We start from the raw sequence: 17,558 nt of genomic DNA, 5'->3' as shown, positions 1-17,558 counted from the left end.
CGCTCGCGCGGACCAGGCTCTTCAGCCGACGGGCGTGCCGACACCGCCGTGCTCCAGGGTGGCGCGCAGCCGTGCCAGCGTTTGGCCGAGTTCCGCGACCTGGGCCGGGGCGATCGACCGACCGATGTGTGTGGCCAGGTGTTCCTGGAAGGTGCCTTCGGCGGCATCGACGAGTTCCGCGCCCTGCGGGGTCAATTCCAGAAGCAGTGACCGGCCGTCGGCCGGGTTCGGCACGCGCCGAACCCAGGCCCGGGCTTCTAGCCGGCCCACGCCCTTGCTGGTCGCCCCGACCCCGATCGCGAAAAACTCGGCGAGATCGGCGACCCGGGAACCAGGATGGTCACGTAGGTAGACCAGAAACTCGAACTGCGAAGCCACGATGCCGTGTTTGCGGCGCAACGTCTCGTTCAGGGCGTTGTAGAGCCGCGTCTCGCAGCGAACCAGGTCACTGAAGACCTGAGCCAGAGTGACGGACCTGGCACCGGAAAAAGATGCCATGGCAGGTATATTAGCTTCCACGGCAGCTACTTTATCGCCTGTGGGAGGCGTCGGACATGAGCAGAGAACAGCGCGCGGCCATCGGCGCCATGCTGGGCGGCGGGCCCGAGGGCTTCGTGCCCGAGCCGGTCGAGACGATGCGGGAGAGCTTCGCCGCGCTCATGGCGCCGTTCCCGGTTCCTCCGGTGCGGACCTCGGAGCTGACCCTGGGTGGCCGTCCGGCAGTACTGGTCGAACCGGAAGGCCAGACCCGCCCGGGCACCATCCTGTACTTTCACGGCGGCTCGTTCGCGCTCGGATCTCCGCGGACCGCGATGGGCCTGACCGCGAGTCTGGTCACGCGGACAGGAATGCGGGCCTTCTCCCTCGACTACCGGCTGGCCCCGGAGAACCCCTTCCCGGCTGCGATCGAGGACTGCCTCGCGGCGTATCGGTCCCTGCTCGACAGCGGCGTCGCCGCCGAGTCGGTCGCGTTCGCGGGCGATTCCGCCGGTGGTGGCCTCACGGTGACCACCACCCTCGCCGCCCGAAACGCCGGGCTACCTCTGCCGGGCGCGCTGGTCGCGTTCTCGCCCGGCCTGGACCACACCCGTACGGGCGAGTCGATGCACACCAAGGAGGGCGTCGACCCGTTCTTCACGCAGCAGGGCATGGCCTACACGGCGGGGTTCCACCTCGGCGACCAGGACCCGCACCAGGAACTCGCCGCGCCCGCCGTACTCGCCGACCTGACCGGCTTCCCGCCGATCCTGCTGCAGGTCGGCACGAACGAACTACTGCTCGACGACTCGGTCCGGCTGGCGAAACGCGCCCGCGACGCCGAGGTCGACGTCATCCTCGACATCACCGCCGGCGTTCCGCACGTCTTCCAGTCCTTCATCGGCCAACTCGACGAGGCCGACCATGCCCTGGACCGCGCCGCCCTGTTCATCACGCAGCGACTACAGACCCCCTGAGCGCGCGTACGGCGATCGACTCGGTTTCCTGCAAGGCGGGGTGTCCGGGGCGCGGGTATGCCCAGGTTTCCAGAAAGCGGAGTTGATCACCTGTTTGGCACCGGCCTCAGCCCGAGTGGCGGCGGTGGGCGCGGCTGAGGTCGCTCGGGCGGCCGGGGTCGACGTGCCGGGGCCCGTCCGGTTCGTCGGGGCGCAGCGGGGCGAGGGCGTCGGTGAGCGCGTCGATGATCCGGTCGGTGGCCCGGCGGGCGGCGCCGGGGGTGGCGGTGTTCGTCTCGCCCAGGTCGACGGGCGCGCCGAAGTGCACCCGGATCACCGGGCGGCGCCACAGTGCGCGGGCGATGCCGCGCAGCATTCCGCGCGGCGCCCGGTAGGGCAGCACCTCGTGGGCGCCCCACTGGGCGATCGGCACGACCGGCGCGCCGCAGGTCAGGGCGAGTCGGGCGGCACCGGTCTTGCCGCGTTCGGGCCACATGCCGGGGTCCAGGCCGATGCGCCCCTCGGGGTAGATGAGGATCACCGACCCCCGGGCGACGGCGACGGCGGCATCGTCGAGTGCCCGGTGTACGGCGCTGGTGCCCCGGTCGACGCGGATGTGCCCGGCGTGGCGCATGGCGGCACCGAACACCGGCACGCGGAACAGCCCGGCGGTCGCCATGATCCGGGGGGCGATGCCGCGGGTCTGGCAGGCGGCGGCCATGACGAGGGGATCGAACGGGCTGATGTGGTTGGCGGTCAGCACCAGTGGGCCGCGGCGCAGGTGCGCCGGGACGTCGCCGGTGACCTCGAGGCGGGCCAGCAGGCCGACCAGGCCGCGCGTCAGCAGGAGGGCGGCGCGCCAGATCAGCGGCGGCTGCCAGGTGGAGGTGTTCATCAGCGCGCCATCGTCGCACGCGGCGGCGGGGCCGCGAGGGCGGGTCGGGTGATCAGGGTCATTGGTCCCGGGTGTGTTCGGGCCGCCCGGCCCTGCCCAATCCTCTACGACGAGCAGTAGTATTTACTACGTCTCGTAGTACGGATGGTTGGGGGATTCAGGTGGACGCGTTGGACGTTGCCCGCTGGCAGTTCGGTGTCACCACCGTCTACCACTTTCTCTTCGTGCCGCTGACCATCGGCCTGTCCGTGCTGGTGGCCATCCTGCAGACCATGTGGCACCGCACCGGCAACGAGCGCTACCTGAAGCTCACCAAGTTCTACGGCAAGCTGTTCCTGATCAACTTCGCGATGGGCGTGGTCACCGGCATCGTGCAGGAGTTCCAGTTCGGCATGAACTGGAGCGACTACTCCCGCTTCGTCGGCGACATCTTCGGCGCGCCCCTGGCCATCGAGGCGCTCGTCGCGTTCTTCCTCGAATCCACGTTCATCGGCCTGTGGATCTTCGGGTGGGACCGGCTGCCCAAGCGGGCGCACCTGGCCAGCATCTGGGCCGCCGCGATCGGCACGAACCTGTCCGCGTACTTCATCCTCGCCGCGAACTCGTTCATGCAGAACCCGGTGGGCTTTCGCATCAACCCGGACAGCGGGCGCGCCGAGCTGACCGACTTCCCGGCCGTGCTGACCAACAAGGTCGCCCTGATCACCTTCCCGCACACCCTGGCCGGCTCGTTCCTGGTCGCCGGGTCGCTGGTCGTCTCCGTCGGCCTGTGGCACCTGATCCGCAACCGCGACTCCGCCGACACCGACGCGTACCGCTTCGCCACGAAATTCGGCTCCTGGGTGGTCCTGGTCGCCTCCGCCGCCGTGCTGTTCACCGGCGACATCCAAGGCAAGATCATGACCGACGTGCAGCCGATGAAGATGGCCGCCGCCGAGGGCCTCTACACCACCGAGAGCCCCGCCTCGTTCTCCGTGCTCACCATCGGCAGCCTCGACGGCAGCCGCGAGGTGTTCGCCCTCAAGATCCCGTACCTGCTGTCGTACCTGGGCACCGGCGACCCCCACGGCACCGTGCACGGCATCAACGACCTCCAGGCCCAGTACGCCACCCAGTACGGCGCGGGCAGCTACACCCCGATCATCCCGGTCACCTACTGGAGCTTCCGCTTCATGATCGCGTTCGGGATGGCCGCCGGCGCCATCGCCCTGCTGGTCCTGTGGAGCCAGCGCAGGGGCCGCACCCCCAGCAGCAGGTGGCTGCTGCGCGCCGGGCTGGCCATGCCGGTGCTGCCGTTGCTGGCCAACTCCTTCGGCTGGATCTTCACCGAGATGGGCCGCCAGCCGTGGATCGTCTTCGGCGAGATGCTCACCCGCAACGGGGTGTCGCGCAGCGTCTCGCTGGCCGAGGTGCTCACCTCGTTCACCGCCTTCACGCTGATCTACGCCACCCTCGCCGTGATCGAGGTCAAGCTGCTGCTGCGCTACGCCAAGGCCGGCGTGCCGGACGTCAACGAGCAACCCCCCACCGACGACACCGACGACGCCGAGCGTCCGCTCGCCTTCGCCTACTGATCCCGGAGCCCATCGTGGACCTCACCACCATCTGGTTTCTCCTCGTCGCCGTGCTCTTCACCGGGTACTTCATCCTGGAGGGCTTCGACTTCGGCGTCGGCATGCTGCTGCCCGTCCTGGGCCGCGACGACCGGGAACGCCGCGTTCTGATCAACACCATCGGCCCGGTCTGGGACGGCAACGAGGTGTGGCTGATCACCGCCGGTGGCGCCATGTTCGCCGCCTTCCCCGAGTGGTACGCCACCTTGTTCTCCGGCTTCTACCTGCCGCTGCTGCTGATCCTGCTGGCCCTGATCGCCCGGGGCGTCGCCTTCGAATACCGGCACAAGCGCCCCGAGGCGTCCTGGAAGCGGCGCTGGGACACGGCGATCGTGGTCGGGTCGGTGGTGCCGGCGGTCCTGTGGGGTGTCGCCTTCGCCAACATCCTGCGCGGTGTGCCACTGGACGCCGACCACGAGTACGTCGGCGGCCTGCTGGACCTGCTCAACCCGTACGCCCTGCTGGGCGGCGCGACCACCCTCGCGCTGTTCGCCACCCACGGTGCGGTGTTCCTCGCCCTGAAGACCACCGGCGACATCCGCGAGCGCGCGGGAGCCCTCGCGGTGCGCCTGGGTGTGGGCGCCGCCGTGCTAGCGGTCGCTTTCCTCACCTGGACGTTGAGCATCCGCTCCAGCGCGGCCGCCGTCGTGCTCGCCGTCGGCGCGGCCCTCGCCCTGCTCGGTGGTCTGGCCGCCGCCCGGGTACGCCGGGAGGGCTGGGCGTTCACCGGCACCGCCGTGGCGATCGGCCTGGCCGTGGCGACCCTGTTCGCGGCGCTGTTCCCGAACGTGCTGCCCTCCACCCTGGACGCGGCCGGCACGCTCACGGCCACCAACGCCGCCTCCACCCCGTACACCCTGAAGATCATGACCTGGGTCGCGGTGATCTTCACGCCGGTGGTGCTCGCCTACCAGGGGTGGACGTACTGGGTGTTCCGCAAGCGCATCGGCGTCGCCAACATCCCGCAGCACTGAGCCGCGATCCGCGCGCCGATCTTGCAGTTTCGGTCGCCGTTACGCGTGGAATGCCCCGTTATGCCGCGACAGGAACCGCAAGATCGCGGGGTGTTGATTATGCCGGGGTAAATCAGCTGTTGGGGCGTGCCCCTCCCGTTAGGGTTTGCCGATGCGCGATCCCTTGCACGTTCGTGAACTCGGCACCGACGACCTCGACGCCGCCTGGGAGTTGGGTCGGTTCGCGTTCGGCTCCGACACGCAGCGTCCCGCCAGCACCACCGTCGTGGTGCCCGGCATGACCCGCTACGGTGCGTTCGACGACAGCGGTCGGCTCGTCGGCAAGGCCGTCGACCTGCACCACGACCAGTGGTGGTCGGGCCGGGCGGTGCCGGCCGCCGACGTCGCCGGGGTGGCGGTCGCCCCCGAGGCCCGGGGCCGGGGCGCGGGCCGTGCCCTGCTCACCGGGCTGCTGCGCGGGGCCCGCGAGCGGGGGGCAGCGGTCAGCGCCCTCTACCCGACCATCGCCGCCCCGTACCGGGCGTGTGGGTGGGAGACCACCGGTGTGCTGCGTACCGTGAATGTGGCCACCGCCGCGCTGCCTCGGCACCGGCCCTCCCCGGACCTGTCGGTGCGGGCCGGCACCACGGCCGACCTGCCCGCCGTCGCCGACCTCTACGAGCGGGTCGCCCGACACCGCAACGGCATGCTGACCCGCCGGGGGGAGCTGTTCGACTTCTTCGCCGCCGACCGGGGCCTACCCGGTGACGGTCTGACCCTCGTCCAGGCCGACGGTGAGCTGGTCGGCTACGCCACCTGGCAGCGCGGCCGCGGCTACGGCGCCGACTCGGTGCTCACCGTCGACGAGGCCCTGGCCGTCACCCCCGACGCCGCTCGGGAACTCGTCGGGGTGCTGGGCAGTTGGGCCAGCGTCGCACCGACACTGCGGCTGTGCCCGCTCGACGGCGACGCCGTCAGCCCGCACCTGCCGCTGGAATCCGCTCGCGACCACGAACGAGACCTGTGGATGCACCGACCGGTCGACGTCGCCCGGGCGGTGGCGGCACGGGGTTGGCCCACCCACGCCCGGGGCGTCGTCGACTTCGGCCTCACCGACGCGCTCGCCGACTGGAACACCGGCACCTGGCGATTGACAGTCACCGACGGCACTGCCGAGCTGACCCGGGTCAGTGGCGAGGCCGACCTGCGACTGGACGTCCGCGGTTTCGCCCTGCTGTACGCCGGGGCGGCGCAGGCCCGCGCGGTGGCGCAGGCCGGGTTGCTGCACCACAGCCCGGCCGTCGACCCGGCCGCGCTCGACCTGCTGGGCGCCGGAGGCCCGGCGCAGTTGCTCGACTACTTCTGACCGGCTGCCGATGGTTGCCGCCTCCGAAGTGGGAACTCAACGGCGGCAGCGGACAGATACCGGTGTGACAGCCGAGATGCGGGCCCGGATCCGGGCCGGAGACTCGTGGCGGACACCACCGACGGGCCGGCCGGGACGGTGCTGGGCACCACCGCGGTGCTGCAACGGGCCGTGGTGGCGCAGCTCGGGCAGCGCCCGCACCAGTAGGCATCCAGGCGGCCGGCCCCAACCCACCGGGGGCGGCCGCCTGCCGGCACACCGCAGCCGGCCCGGACCCGCCTCAGTGGGCCTCGCGCAGCTCCGCCAACACGGTGCCCTGCCCGGCGACGGGCTCACCCTCGGCGACCTGGTCGGCTACGCCACCTGGCTACGTGGTCGGGGCTACGGGGCCCGCCAGTTCGTCGTTGGCCCGCTCGGTGATGAGCGTGAGGACGCGGGCGGCAGCGTCGGCATCGGCGGGCGGGATGTCTCCGTACAGCCGGGCGGTGATGCCCCCGACGGCGTCGGCGATGTGGGCCTGGGTGGCGTGGCCGGCGTCGGTGAGCCCTACCTGCGGCTCGGCGGTGTCGTCGAGCCGCGCCAGGTTGGCGGCGACGAGGCCGGCGATCATCTCGTGCACGGCCGACTCGTCGACCTTGCGGGTGCTGGTGATGCGCTGCACGAGACGCGTGCGGGCGACGGGTCCGGCGGCGAGGGCGTTGAGCGCGAGGACCTGGCCGAAGTCGACGCCGAGGGGCGCGACGGCGCGTTCGAGCAGGGCACGGGTGGCGAAGTGGGCCTGACCGATGACCTGACCGTTGAGAGTGGACACGATGCCTCCTTCAAAAACGTTGGCCTTACCAACGTTGGTGGAGCCAACGTAACATGGTTCGTGGGTCGCGCCAACGATTACTGTTAGGCTGCCGCCATGAACGCCACCGCCCCGCAGTCACCCGCCGGGCTGCGGACCACCCCGAGTTGGCTGCTCAACCAGGCCGCCACCCACGCCGGACGACTCATCAGCGCCGGCTTCGCCGCGCACGGCCTGCGCGGCTACCACTACCGGCTGCTCGCCGCACTGGCCGAGAGCGGACCCGCGAGCCAAGCCGACCTGGGACGTCGCTGCGCCATCGACCGCAGCGACGTCGTGGCCGCCGTCAACGACCTGACCGGTCGGGGACTCGTGGTACGCGCCCCCGACCCGGCCGACCGTCGCCGCAACGTCATCAGCCTCACCGAGGCCGGCGCCGCCGAAGCCCACCGGATGGCCGACACCGTCGCCCGCGTGCAGGACGACCTGCTCGCACCCCTGTCGAGCGCCGAACGCGACCAGCTGACCCGCCTGCTCACCCGCCTGCTCGAGCACCACGGCGACCACTGACGCCAACACCGCCACGGCGGACCCACCCAACCCGGGCAGACCGCCGCGACCAGCGAAAACCCTACGTGCGCAGCGCTCAGCGTGCCTCGCGCAACTCCGCCAACCGCGCCTCGATCTCGGCCAGCTCGGCGCGCAGCTTCTCGGCCTGCTGCTCCGCCTCGGCCCGCTCGGTGCCGAGGATCTGCTCCACCGCCTCCTGCACCCCCGGCACGTCGACAAGGGCCACCATCTTCAACGCCTCCGCCGGCTTCACCACGTACGGCTTCGCGAGAGCCTTGCTGCCCTGCTGCGCGGCGACGGTCCACTCCCCGTCGGCGTACGCCAACGTCACCGTCAGCCCCGCCGGGCCCTTCGGCTTGACGGCCTTGACCGCCCGCCGCGCCGGCGGCTTCTCCGTCTGCTCCACCTTCGGCTCCTCCTGTCGCTGCGCGGGCACCCGCGGCGTGTCCAACACGAACTCCGGCGCGGCCACCGCTGGCGGCTCGGGCTCGGGCTCCGGCTTCGGCTCCACCACCCGACGAGTGACGCCCTTGGGCGCCACGGCCAGGTCGGCGGGGGAGAACGGCAACTCGTCGCGGCCGAAGCGCACCACCACGAACTCGTCGGACACCTCCGGGTCGGTCAACTCGATCACCTGACCGACCTGACCGGCGATCTGCCCCGCCGCAGCGGTGAACACCACCCGCGGTTTACGCCCGGCCGCCAACGACTCCCGGATGCTCTGCACCTCGCTAGTGGACAAACCCTGGCCGGCATCCATCACAACCCTCTTCCGTACACCTGTTTGATTGCTGTCTTGATACCAGCCGACTGCGACACGCCCCGCACGGGGCTCGCGCCCGCTCAGCCGCCCAGCGCCCGCAGCGCCCGGTCCGCGTGGTCGTTCATGCTGACCTCGCTGTGGATCACCTCGATGATCCGCCGGTCCGTGCCGATGACGAACGTCATGCGCTTCATGCTCAACGGCCCCAACGGCACCCGCCGCTTCACCCCGAACTGCTGCGCCACCGTGCCGTCGACATCCGACAGCAACGGATAGTCGAAACCGTGTAGCTGGGAGAACTGCGCCTGCTTGGCCACCGGGTCCCGACTGATGCCCACCCGCGACGCGCCCAGCGCCGTGAACTCCGCCGCGAGGTCGCGGAAGTGGCAGCTCTCCGCCGTGCACCCGCGCGTCATCGCCGCCGGGTAGAAGAACAACACCACCGGCCCGGTCGCCAGGAAATCCGACAGCCGCCGCGGTGTGCCCGTCTCATCGGGCAACTCGAAATCCCGCACCACATCGCCGACACCCACACCCGCCACCGCGCACCTCCGTTGTCCGATCGAACGCGCGGTGAGCGTAAGCGATCACGCCCGAAGCACCCCCACTCCCAGGCCACCCCGTCACCACCGAGCACCAACGCCCGCCGCGTGTGACCCTCCTCTCGACGACCCGGCCGCGCCGGTCACGGTAGCGTCGACGCGACCGTCGCGCAGCCGCCAGAAGCTCGGGAGACACCATGGCACCCGTCACCGTCATCACCGGCGGCGGCCGTGGCATCGGCGCGGCCACCGCCCGCCGCCTCGCCCAGGCCGGTCACCACATCGCCCTGTGCTACCGCCGCGACGACACCGCCGCCGCGACCGTCCTGGCCGACCTGCGCGCCGCCGGAGCACAGGCCATCGCGGTACGCGCCGACACCACCGACCCCGACCAGGTCACCGGCCTGTTCGACGCCGCCACCCAGCTCGGCCCCCTCACCGGCCTGGTCAACAACGCCGGCGTCACCAGCCCCATCGGGCCCTTCACCGAGCTACGCGTCGACGACCTGCGCCAGGTCGTCGACGTCAACCTCGTCGGCTACGTCCTCTGCGCCCAACAGGCCGCCCGCCGACTCACCGACGGCGGCGCGATCGTCAACGTCTCCTCGGCCGCAGCGACCCTCGGCAGCCCGGGGGAGTACGTGCACTACGCCGCCGTGAAGGCCGCCACCGACACCCTCACCGTCGGCCTCGCCAAGGAACTCGCCCCCAGGGGCATCCGGGTCAACGCCGTCGCACCGGGCATCGTGCGCACCGACATCCACGCCGACTCCGGCGTACCCGACCGCGCCGACACCGCCGCCGGTCGCATCCCGCTGGGCCGCGCCGGTGAACCCGACGAGATCGCCGCCGCCATCGCCTGGCTGCTCGGCCCGGACGCCTCGTACACCACCGGCACGGTCCTGCGGGTCTCCGGCGGTCTCTGACCACAGGTGCGCGGGCAGTGGCCACCAGACCGCCGGAGCGCAGACGCGGTCGGAGACCGCCGGAGCCGGGTTCAGTGCGTGAACAGCTTCGCCGCCGTGATGACCGTCTGCACCACCCCGTAGCCGAGCAGCACCGCCACCACCAACCAGGAGATCCACAACCGGGCCTGCTGCCCCGATCGGCTGTCGTCGCTCATCGCGTGCCACTCCTCTGCGCCGTCTTGTCCTCATCCACGCCGCGCTCCGACGACGGTTCGTGATAGCGCTGCGGCACCGGCCGCACCAGCAGGTTCGCCACGAACCCCACCGCGAGGACACCCACCATCGTGAACAGCGCCGGCCGGTACGCCGCCGCCGTCAACGAACCCGGCTCACCCTGCGCGTCGAGGAACCCGTTGACGATCAGCGGACCCGCGATCCCCGCCGCCGACCAGGCGGTCAACAGCCGGCCGTGGATCGCACCCACCTGGAACGTGCCGAACAGATCCCGCAGGTACGCCGGAACCGTGGCGAACCCACCGCCGTAGAACGACAGGATCACGCACGCCAACAGCACGAACAACGCCGTCGCGCTCTGCCCGACCAGGGCCAGCAGCGCATACAACACCATGCCGACCCCCAGGTACACCAGGTAGATCGGCTTGCGGCCGATGACGTCCGACGTCGACGACCACACGAACCGGCCGGCCATGTTGAACAGCGACAGCAGCCCCACGAACCCGCCGGCCGCCGCCACCGACACCGCCGACGTGCCGTTGTCCCGGAAGAAGTCCTGGATCATCGGGCTGGCCTGCTCCAGGATGCCGATGCCCGCGGTCACGTTGCAGAACAGCACCACCCACAGCAGCCAGAACGAGCGCGTCCTCACCGCGTTCGCCGCCGACACGTTCGCGGTGGTGACAAGCGGTTTCGCCGCCACACTCGCCGGGTCGAAACCGGCCGGGCGCCAGCCCTCGGCGGGCACCCGCACGTTCGCCACCCCGAACATCATGATCACGAAGTAGCCCAGGCCGAGCGTCACGAACAACCACACCAGGGCACTGCCCGACGCCGTCGAGCCCGCGTTCGCCGGGTCGTAGCCGGCGTCGAAGAACGACAACAGTCGCCGCGACAGGGGAGAGGCGACCATCGCCCCACCACCGAACCCCATGATCGCCAAGCCGGTGGCCAGACCCGGCCGATCCGGGAACCACTTGATCAACGTGGAGACGGGGGAGATGTAACCGATGCCCAGACCGATGCCACCGAGCAACCCGTAGCCCAGATACAGCAACCACAACTGCCTCGTCGCGATACCCAGCGAACCCACCAGGAAGCCCGCCGCCCAGAAACAGGCCGAGACGAACATCGCCTTACGCGGCCCGTTCGCCTCCACCCAGGTCCCGGCGACCGCCGCGGACAACCCCAGCATCACGATCGCGATGCTGAAGATCACCCCGATCGCGGTCTGACTGGTGTCGAAGTGGGCGATCAGCGAGTTCTTGTAGACGCTTGTCGCATAGACCTGACCGATACAGAGGTGGATGGCCAACGCCGCCGGGGGAATGAGCCACCGGCTGTAGCCGGGCGGCGCGACGGTGTGCCGACGATCGAGTGCGGAAAGCATGCGCTGCTTCCTCTCCGACGAGGACGAGAGACGTCGCGCACAACGTGCCCACAGCACACGCACACGGCAAACCTCACCAGCGCCGGACGGTCCCTCCGCTGAGCTGAGCGGTCAGTCAGCGCGCGACCGACTCCGCCCGACCCGAACACCCCGAGACGCCGGCAACCCGAGCCGAGCACACCACGCGCCCACCAGACCAGGCCGCAAACCCGCTACCGCACGTCCGGCGTGTGCCAGCCACCAGCCAACGCGTCGGCGTCCGCCGGACCCCAACTGCCCCTGTCGTACGACTGCACCGGCGCCGGCAGATCCAGGATCGGCTCCACGATGCGCCACTCCTGCTCGATCGTCTCCGCACGCGCGAAGCGCAGATGCTGCCCATCCATCGCGTCGTCGAGCAACCGCTCATACGCCTCCTGGCGACGACCGAAAGCCGCCCCGAAGTCGACCGACAGATCCACCGGCCGACTCGCCACCTCGGCACCCGGACTCTTCGCCTGGATCGACATCGTGATCCCGTCACCGCGCCCCAGCCGGAACCGCAACAGATTCGCGGCGGTCTCCGTGCCCCGCTCAGCCGGAATCAGCGAGCGCTGCGGCTGCTTGAACTCGACCACGACCTCCGTCGCCGTCCCCGGCAACGACTTACCGGCCCGCAGGTAGAAGGGCACACCGGCCCAGCGGGGGGAGTCGACGGTCAACCGGGTGGCCACGAACGTCTCCGTGTTCGAATCCGCCGCGACGCCCGGCTCGTCCCGGTAACCGGCGTACTGACCCCGCACCGTGGACTCCGGCGACAACGGCGCGATCTGCCGCAACACCGCCACCTCCGCCGCACGGAACGCGGCGACGTCCTCGCTGTCAGGTGCCTCCATCGCGATCAACGCGACCACCTGCAGGATGTGGTTCTGCAACACGTCCCGGGTGGCACCCACCGTGTCATAGAAACCGGCGCGGCCCTGCGTGCCGAAACCCTCAGCCAGGGTGACCTGGATGTTGTCGATGTGCTGGTTGTTCCACAGCGGCTCGAACAACCGGTTGGCGAACCGGAAGGCGTACAGACCCTCGACCGCCTCCTTGCCGAGGTAGTGATCGATGCGGAACACCCGATCCGGATCGAAGGCCCCCCGCAGCGTGCGATCCAACTCACGCGAGGACTCCAGGTCACGCCCGAACGGCTTCTCCACGATGACCCGACCCCGATCGGCCAGACCGGCCGCCGCGAGACCCCGCACGACGGCACCGAACACCGCCGGAGGAATCGCCAGATAGAAGACCGGCCGCTCGGCGCCCCGCAGACGCTCGGCCAACCGCTCGTACGTGGCCGGGTCCGCGTAGTCACCCGAGATCATCGAAAGATGGTGCGCCAACACGTCGAACGTCTCGTCGTCGATCTCGTCGTTGGCCTCGGCGACCGACTTACGGGCCGTCGTGACGAGCTGCTGGTCATCCCAGGGGGAACGGGCCACGCCGATCACCGGAACGTCGAGGCGGTCGCGCCGAGTCAACTCGTACAGCGCCGGGAACAGCTTCTTCGAGACGAGGTCGCCGGTGACGCCGAACAGCACTACCGCATCTGAGCGCACGTGCATGGCACTTCCATTCGATCATGTGGCCCTGATCTTTCCGAACCCAGAACGGCGCGACCCACCCCGAGAATTCCCCGACGGGCGGCGCGCGTGAGGTCGGCGACAGCGGCGGCGCTTACCCTGAAGAAGGCTTACCGCCCAGAAGTGACGCGGGCAACCCCTGATCAATCCATGATCGAATGATTCCGATCAGCACAGGGCGGAAACTCGCACGCTCCATCCCGACAGACCAACGACTGGCCTCAGGAAAGCGACAGACGCGGCCCCGGACCGACATCGAATCGCCCGCCGCCACCGCCGAACAACGTGATGAGACCCACTCACCACAGCACCAGGGTGTGAGACGGTGGTGCACCCCACCACCGCCACCCACTCCCACGAGGACTCCTCCCATGAACCTCGCCTACCACCAATCAGCGGAAACCGGACCAGCGGTGGTGTGCCTTCCCATGTTCAGCCTGAGCCGCGCCGCCACGGCCACCGCCTTCAGCCCCGCTCTCGCGGGCGCGGGCCTCCGCGAGATCTACCTGGACCTACCCGGACACGGAGACACCCCCGCGAACTGCGCACCCACCTCCCAGTCGATGCTGGACACCGTGTGCGCGTGGCTCGACCACCACCTCGACGCACCGGTCCTGCTGGCCGGCGGCTCCTACGGCGCGTACCTGGCCGCCGGCATCGCACGCCAACGACCCGACCTCGTGCGCGGCCTGCTCCTCGTCTGCCCCGGAGTCACCATCGCCCGCGACAGCCGCGACCTGCCCGACGACCCACCACTCACCGCGCCCCCGGGCTGGCTCGACGCCGCCCCCGCCACCCTGCACGAGCACCTCGACGCCGCCCTGGGCCAGCGCACCCCCACGGTCGTCGCGACGGTGCTCGCGGCACTGGACTCCGGCGGCCCCGGCGACGCGACGTTCCAGCAGAAACTGCGGTCCGGCCCCGACTACGCGCTGCCCGACGAGAACGCCGAGGTCGTCTTCGACGGCCCGGTCACCGTGCTCACCGGCCGCCAGGACCGGATCGTCGGCTACGCCGACCAGTTCCGCGCCATGCGCCACTACCCCCGCGGCACCTTCACCGTGCTCGACGCGGCCGGACACTACCTACCGTACGAACAGCCCGCACCGCTGCGATCACTCACCCAGGACTGGCTGCGCCGCACGCACACCTGACACCGGCCCCTGGTGGCAGCGGTTCCGCGTCGTGGGGGTGAGGGAGCCGGGTGCCCGCGTCACCCGAACGGGGGAACGACCGCCGAGGGAGAGGCGCGGCAGGGAGCCCGGCCAATCCCGGATTCGTTACGGCCCGGCCCGCTTCTCGCTCTTGGCCGCTCGCGCGAAGGACCGTCTGTGAGAGGAGCAGGCAACACACGGCGGTCCGCGAAGGTATCCCTGTCTGGGGCAGGCAGAACTCGGCGATCGGCGCGACGATGGGCCGGTGGTCAACAAGGGAGCGAACGATCTCGGCGGCTTTCCGCGTAGCCGACGCGAACGCCTGACGCCAGACGCTGTGGGTATCGAGCCCGGCGCTACTCGTCGGCGAGTCCCGGGACTGCGCAGGGGAGAGCTGGCCGAAATCGCCGAGGTCAGGATCGGCTGCTGTTCCTCGACCCGCACCACCGCGCCTTGTATCGCGACTGGCACGCCAAGGCACAGGTCACCGTCGCGGCCCTGCATCAGGCGGTTGCGCGGCACCCGGCCGACCCAGAGCGCGAACACCTCGTCGGCCAACTCGCCGTCGACAGCCCGGAATTCGTGCGAATGTGGGTGCGACGCCCCGTCCGAACGTGCGCGTACCACCTACGAAAACTCGACCATCCTGTCGTCGGGCGCGTGACTCTGGCGAACGAGACGGTCACCCTGCCTGACGATGACCAGCAGATCGGCCTGTTCTACGCGCGTCCCGGCACATCTGACGCCGACGCGCTCAGCCTGCTGGCACAGAGCATCGAACGACGCATCGCGCCAGGAACCCTGTCCCGGAAGGAGAAAACACGATGAAGATCGTCGTAGTCGGCGGCGCGGGCACCATCGGACAACGTTTGGTGCCCGCGCTGCGATCGTCCGGCCACGACGTCGTCGTGGCCGGACGCACCTCAGGTGACGTCCACGTCGACCTGACCTCGCACTCGACCATCGAGGCCATGTACCGCGAGGTCGGGGCGGTCGACAGCGTCGTGAGCATCGCAGCGCATGGCGCGCTCGACGAGTTCACGACGCTGACATCCGACGCGCTGCTTGACAACATGCGAGCCAAGTTCTTCGGGCAGGTAGATCTGGTTCTCACCGGCCAGCACCACTGCGCCGACGGTGCTTCCTTCACCCTGACCTCCGGTATCTTCGCCGACCAGGCATGGCCGCACGTCACCGGCGGCGGCGTCATCAGCGGCGCCCTGCACAGCTTCGGCCTGTCGGCCGCGATCGAGCTACCGCGGAGTATGCGGATCAACGTGGTCAGCCCCACGATGATCAGCGACTCCCTCGACGCCTTCGACGACCGCTTCCCCGGCATGCGTCCGGTGTCGATGGACGAACTCGTCGACCACTACCTGCGCTGCGTCGAAGGTGACGACACCGGCCGCATCATCCGGGCGTACGGATGACCACGCGACTCGCGCTCACACGTCGTCGTCACGATCATCACGGCTGAGCGTGCTGGGCTGCCGCCCGTCGGCCTCGCGGAAAGCGATGCACCACCACCCACTTCGGCTCGTGCACCAAGCCCGCGCCCCGATGAGCGCTCCTCACCTTCGCGCCCTGGGGGAGAGGAGGGGAAGCCGGCTGGGCTGACCGAGCCGGCCGGGCCGGCCGGCGTGGTCGTCTTCGAGCGCGGTCGTCTTCGAGGTGACCACGGCGCGGCGTGTCGGCGCGCAGTGACACTGCAACGGCGGGCCAAGGCTCGCCGAGATCCGGCACGCGGTAGCTCAACTGCGCTGGCGCCCGACGTGTTCACCATCGGTGTCGCGCCTCACTTGACCTGAGCCAGCGGCGTAGCGCCTGAGCTGCGGTGGCTCACGATAGTGAGAATCAGCGCGGAAGCGTACCTCTCATTATCTTGAGCCAACTCGTGATTGATGCGAGCCAGCAGCGCAGCCTCCATACCGGAAGCACCCCCCGGGAAACTGCTGCAAGCGAGCCGGCCAGCAGCATCATCATCGAGGGCCTCTACCGGACGGGATTCGAACCAACGCCGGGCTGCGCCCCGGTGGCCGGGCTGTCGACGACGGGCTGCTTGTTCACACGCAGCCGACCCACCATGAGGACCCTGCACTCGTACGGCACCGACCTGTCGCCATCCACGACCAACTCGCCCGGTTTAACACCGACGGGCATCGTCCCCTGCGCCCGCCTGAGTCTGCCGAGGCGGGGCATCTATCTGGGTGACCTGAAGAAGCCGTCGCCGCGGCGCTCCCAACGCGTCCGACGCTCCGACGCTAGGTTGAGCGCTCGCTGAGCGCTAAGCTGTCATGAGTACTCGGCGGGCGCTCACAGGAGGTTGCCATGTTCCCGCAGCGATCCACCAACCCGGTGCGGCAGCGTCGCATCGAGCTCGCGCTCACTCAACAGGAAGCCGCAAGACGTGCCGAGGTCTCCGTCGCCACTTGGCGCCGTCTCGAAGCCGCCAGCGGGCTCGACGGGTTCAAGGCCGACAACGTCAGAGGCTTCGCCCGAGCGCTGCGCTTCGGAATGGCCGAGTTCCACCGGCTCATGGGCTCCGACGAGGTGGACGAGGTCGACCAGGAGAGCGACGACCTTGTGCGGTTATTCAATGCGTCGTTCACTGGTGACCCAATCACCGCGGCCGACGCCATGGCGCTGCACAGCACGGTCGCGTTCTCCGACTTCGCCCCGATGAACAGCAAGCGGTTCGCGGTGGAGCACGCCCTCGGGTGCGGCTTTCCCGCATTCCTCAAAGGAGAGGCCTCCATCAGAGAGGTGGATCTCCTGCGCGACCTTCCCGAGCTGGCGCTCACCCAGGTGAACAACCACTGGTTGGTTCGGATGGGTGAACGCATCATGCGCGTGGGCGGCCTGCTGGGCGAAGGCCGAGTTCCCCGTGCCGTGTGCCTCGCCGACGAGTACGCCCTCTCCATCGTCATCATGAACACCGATCCACCCAGCGTCGGCGACGTGCTCCACATGTATCCGGGTCTGCACGACCGTGAGCATTTGGCGCCGCGCTACTGGGAGGACGAGGACGGACACGAACTCGTCGTGGACTGGCGTGATCGTATGCTCGGCGCGCTCCTGCCTCCAGAGGAGGCTCACGACTATCGGCGCCACGACCTCCTCGTCCTAGAGATGCACGGCCAAGGCATTTACGACGTCTCCGACCCACGCCACCCGCTGCGCTGGTTCGACCGTGACGACCTGCAGGAGCGGTGCCAGTCCTCCCTCGACTACGCCAGGCTCTCCGATGAGGAGAAGGAGGCACGGGAGAGGGAGGCGCTCGAGCGCATCGGCTGGTAGCACGTTGTGCTCCCTCGGGCAAGGCCGCCGGCGACCTGGG

At 69.8% G+C, this 17,558-nt stretch carries 17 protein-coding genes and 1 pseudogene; 10 read left to right on the top strand and 8 right to left on the bottom strand.

Features of this window, described 5'->3' with window-relative positions:
* Positions 1 to 21: 21 nt before the first annotated feature.
* Entirely contained in the window at positions 22 to 498 is a 477-nt protein-coding gene (locus ACGFIW_RS19785; protein WP_393317524.1) for a MarR family winged helix-turn-helix transcriptional regulator, read from the bottom strand.
* A 56-nt stretch (positions 499 to 554) separates the two neighbouring features.
* Here ACGFIW_RS19785 and ACGFIW_RS19780 point away from each other — a divergent pair, with 56 nt between their 5' ends.
* The gene (locus tag ACGFIW_RS19780) at positions 555 to 1,454 is read left to right on the top strand and encodes an alpha/beta hydrolase (RefSeq protein ID WP_393317521.1); all 900 of its coding nucleotides are present in this window, start codon (positions 555 to 557) and stop codon (positions 1,452 to 1,454) included.
* 106 nt (positions 1,455 to 1,560) lie between these two features.
* Here the strand turns inward: ACGFIW_RS19780 and ACGFIW_RS19775 are convergent, their stop codons facing one another.
* Positions 1,561 to 2,328 carry a lysophospholipid acyltransferase family protein gene (locus ACGFIW_RS19775; RefSeq protein ID WP_393317518.1) on the bottom strand — a complete coding sequence of 256 codons (768 nt, stop codon included), beginning with the start codon at positions 2,326 to 2,328 and terminating at the stop codon, positions 1,561 to 1,563.
* Between the two features lie 161 nt (positions 2,329 to 2,489).
* On the opposite strand from ACGFIW_RS19775, the gene ACGFIW_RS19770 reads away from it, so the two are divergent.
* The 3 genes from ACGFIW_RS19770 (at position 2,490) to eis (ending at position 6,260) form a co-directional block, all read left to right on the top strand.
* Positions 2,490 to 3,902 (top strand): cytochrome ubiquinol oxidase subunit I, encoded by a 1,413-nt coding sequence (locus tag ACGFIW_RS19770; RefSeq protein WP_393317515.1) that lies wholly within the window; start codon positions 2,490 to 2,492, stop codon positions 3,900 to 3,902.
* 14 nt (positions 3,903 to 3,916) lie between these two features.
* Positions 3,917 to 4,915, top strand: a complete 999-nt coding sequence (cydB, locus tag ACGFIW_RS19765; RefSeq protein WP_393317513.1) for a cytochrome d ubiquinol oxidase subunit II — start codon at positions 3,917 to 3,919, stop codon at positions 4,913 to 4,915.
* Positions 4,916 to 5,066: 151 nt separating this feature from the next.
* Positions 5,067 to 6,260, top strand: coding sequence for an enhanced intracellular survival protein Eis (gene eis, locus ACGFIW_RS19760; protein WP_393317511.1), 1,194 nt, complete (start codon positions 5,067 to 5,069; stop codon positions 6,258 to 6,260).
* Positions 6,261 to 6,627: 367 nt separating this feature from the next.
* Here the strand turns inward: eis and ACGFIW_RS19755 are convergent, their stop codons facing one another.
* The gene (locus tag ACGFIW_RS19755) at positions 6,628 to 7,071 is read right to left on the bottom strand and encodes a hypothetical protein (RefSeq protein WP_393317509.1); all 444 of its coding nucleotides are present in this window, start codon (positions 7,069 to 7,071) and stop codon (positions 6,628 to 6,630) included.
* Positions 7,072 to 7,167: 96 nt separating this feature from the next.
* Here ACGFIW_RS19755 and ACGFIW_RS19750 point away from each other — a divergent pair, with 96 nt between their 5' ends.
* Positions 7,168 to 7,620, top strand: coding sequence for a MarR family winged helix-turn-helix transcriptional regulator (locus ACGFIW_RS19750; RefSeq protein WP_393317506.1), 453 nt, complete (start codon positions 7,168 to 7,170; stop codon positions 7,618 to 7,620).
* Positions 7,621 to 7,696: 76 nt separating this feature from the next.
* On the opposite strand, the gene ACGFIW_RS19745 is transcribed toward ACGFIW_RS19750, so the two are convergent.
* Both ACGFIW_RS19745 and ACGFIW_RS19740 read right to left on the bottom strand, forming a co-directional pair.
* Positions 7,697 to 8,380 carry a hypothetical protein gene (locus tag ACGFIW_RS19745; protein WP_238669805.1) on the bottom strand — a complete coding sequence of 228 codons (684 nt, stop codon included), beginning with the start codon at positions 8,378 to 8,380 and terminating at the stop codon, positions 7,697 to 7,699.
* 83 nt (positions 8,381 to 8,463) lie between these two features.
* The gene (locus tag ACGFIW_RS19740) at positions 8,464 to 8,925 is read right to left on the bottom strand and encodes a peroxiredoxin (protein WP_393317502.1); all 462 of its coding nucleotides are present in this window, start codon (positions 8,923 to 8,925) and stop codon (positions 8,464 to 8,466) included.
* Between the two features lie 197 nt (positions 8,926 to 9,122).
* Between ACGFIW_RS19740 and ACGFIW_RS19735 the strand changes: the two genes are divergently transcribed.
* Positions 9,123 to 9,851: an SDR family NAD(P)-dependent oxidoreductase gene (locus ACGFIW_RS19735; RefSeq protein WP_393317499.1), complete on the top strand. Its 729-nt coding sequence runs from the start codon at positions 9,123 to 9,125 to the stop codon at positions 9,849 to 9,851.
* Positions 9,852 to 9,922: 71 nt separating this feature from the next.
* On the opposite strand, the gene ACGFIW_RS19730 is transcribed toward ACGFIW_RS19735, so the two are convergent.
* The 3 genes from ACGFIW_RS19730 to zwf all read right to left on the bottom strand — a co-directional run bounded on the left by ACGFIW_RS19730 (position 9,923) and on the right by zwf (position 13,049).
* The gene (locus tag ACGFIW_RS19730) at positions 9,923 to 10,048 is read right to left on the bottom strand and encodes a hypothetical protein (protein WP_357405466.1); all 126 of its coding nucleotides are present in this window, start codon (positions 10,046 to 10,048) and stop codon (positions 9,923 to 9,925) included.
* Positions 10,045 to 11,457 carry an OFA family MFS transporter gene (locus ACGFIW_RS19725; RefSeq protein ID WP_393317495.1) on the bottom strand — a complete coding sequence of 471 codons (1,413 nt, stop codon included), beginning with the start codon at positions 11,455 to 11,457 and terminating at the stop codon, positions 10,045 to 10,047. Before ACGFIW_RS19725 ends, ACGFIW_RS19730 begins: the two co-directional genes overlap by 4 nt.
* A 212-nt stretch (positions 11,458 to 11,669) precedes the next feature.
* Positions 11,670 to 13,049 carry a glucose-6-phosphate dehydrogenase gene (zwf, locus tag ACGFIW_RS19720; RefSeq protein ID WP_393317492.1) on the bottom strand — a complete coding sequence of 460 codons (1,380 nt, stop codon included), beginning with the start codon at positions 13,047 to 13,049 and terminating at the stop codon, positions 11,670 to 11,672.
* A gap of 389 nt (positions 13,050 to 13,438) precedes the next feature.
* Here zwf and ACGFIW_RS19715 point away from each other — a divergent pair, with 389 nt between their 5' ends.
* From ACGFIW_RS19715 to ACGFIW_RS19700, 4 genes and pseudogenes are all read left to right on the top strand, one after another.
* Entirely contained in the window at positions 13,439 to 14,221 is a 783-nt protein-coding gene (locus ACGFIW_RS19715; RefSeq protein ID WP_393317489.1) for an alpha/beta fold hydrolase, read from the top strand.
* A gap of 411 nt (positions 14,222 to 14,632) precedes the next feature.
* Positions 14,633 to 15,049 (top strand): annotated as a pseudogene (locus ACGFIW_RS19710) (hypothetical protein); the annotation flags it as partial.
* Entirely contained in the window at positions 15,046 to 15,651 is a 606-nt protein-coding gene (locus ACGFIW_RS19705; RefSeq protein WP_393317486.1) for a short chain dehydrogenase, read from the top strand. The pseudogene ACGFIW_RS19710 and the gene ACGFIW_RS19705, both read left to right, overlap by 4 nt.
* A gap of 898 nt (positions 15,652 to 16,549) precedes the next feature.
* Positions 16,550 to 17,518: a helix-turn-helix domain-containing protein gene (locus ACGFIW_RS19700; RefSeq protein ID WP_393317483.1), complete on the top strand. Its 969-nt coding sequence runs from the start codon at positions 16,550 to 16,552 to the stop codon at positions 17,516 to 17,518.
* The last annotated feature ends 40 nt before the right edge of the window (positions 17,519 to 17,558 follow it).

It is taken from the genome of Micromonospora sp. NPDC048935 (assembly GCF_043197875.1).
GTDB lineage: Bacteria > Actinomycetota > Actinomycetes > Mycobacteriales > Micromonosporaceae > Micromonospora.
Note: the sequence above shows the minus strand (reverse complement) of the source record. Positions and strands in the feature narration are given on the sequence as shown.

Excerpts from the sequence above, each read along its gene's own strand:
- ACGFIW_RS19725 (WP_393317495.1), bottom strand. The coding sequence starts at position 11,457 with ATGCTTTCCGCACTCGATCGTCGGCACACCGTCGCGCCGCCCGGCTAC.
- zwf (WP_393317492.1), bottom strand. The coding sequence starts at position 13,049 with ATGCACGTGCGCTCAGATGCGGTAGTGCTGTTCGGCGTCACCGGCGAC.
- ACGFIW_RS19745 (WP_238669805.1), bottom strand. The coding sequence starts at position 8,380 with ATGGATGCCGGCCAGGGTTTGTCCACTAGCGAGGTGCAGAGCATCCGG.
- ACGFIW_RS19700 (WP_393317483.1), top strand. The coding sequence starts at position 16,550 with ATGTTCCCGCAGCGATCCACCAACCCGGTGCGGCAGCGTCGCATCGAG.
- ACGFIW_RS19785 (WP_393317524.1), bottom strand. The coding sequence starts at position 498 with ATGGCATCTTTTTCCGGTGCCAGGTCCGTCACTCTGGCTCAGGTCTTC.
- ACGFIW_RS19730 (WP_357405466.1), bottom strand. The coding sequence starts at position 10,048 with ATGAGCGACGACAGCCGATCGGGGCAGCAGGCCCGGTTGTGGATCTCC.
- eis (WP_393317511.1), top strand. The coding sequence starts at position 5,067 with ATGCGCGATCCCTTGCACGTTCGTGAACTCGGCACCGACGACCTCGAC.
- ACGFIW_RS19780 (WP_393317521.1), top strand. The coding sequence starts at position 555 with ATGAGCAGAGAACAGCGCGCGGCCATCGGCGCCATGCTGGGCGGCGGG.
- ACGFIW_RS19715 (WP_393317489.1), top strand. The coding sequence starts at position 13,439 with ATGAACCTCGCCTACCACCAATCAGCGGAAACCGGACCAGCGGTGGTG.
- ACGFIW_RS19750 (WP_393317506.1), top strand. The coding sequence starts at position 7,168 with ATGAACGCCACCGCCCCGCAGTCACCCGCCGGGCTGCGGACCACCCCG.
- ACGFIW_RS19735 (WP_393317499.1), top strand. The coding sequence starts at position 9,123 with ATGGCACCCGTCACCGTCATCACCGGCGGCGGCCGTGGCATCGGCGCG.
- ACGFIW_RS19775 (WP_393317518.1), bottom strand. The coding sequence starts at position 2,328 with ATGAACACCTCCACCTGGCAGCCGCCGCTGATCTGGCGCGCCGCCCTC.
- ACGFIW_RS19705 (WP_393317486.1), top strand. The coding sequence starts at position 15,046 with ATGAAGATCGTCGTAGTCGGCGGCGCGGGCACCATCGGACAACGTTTG.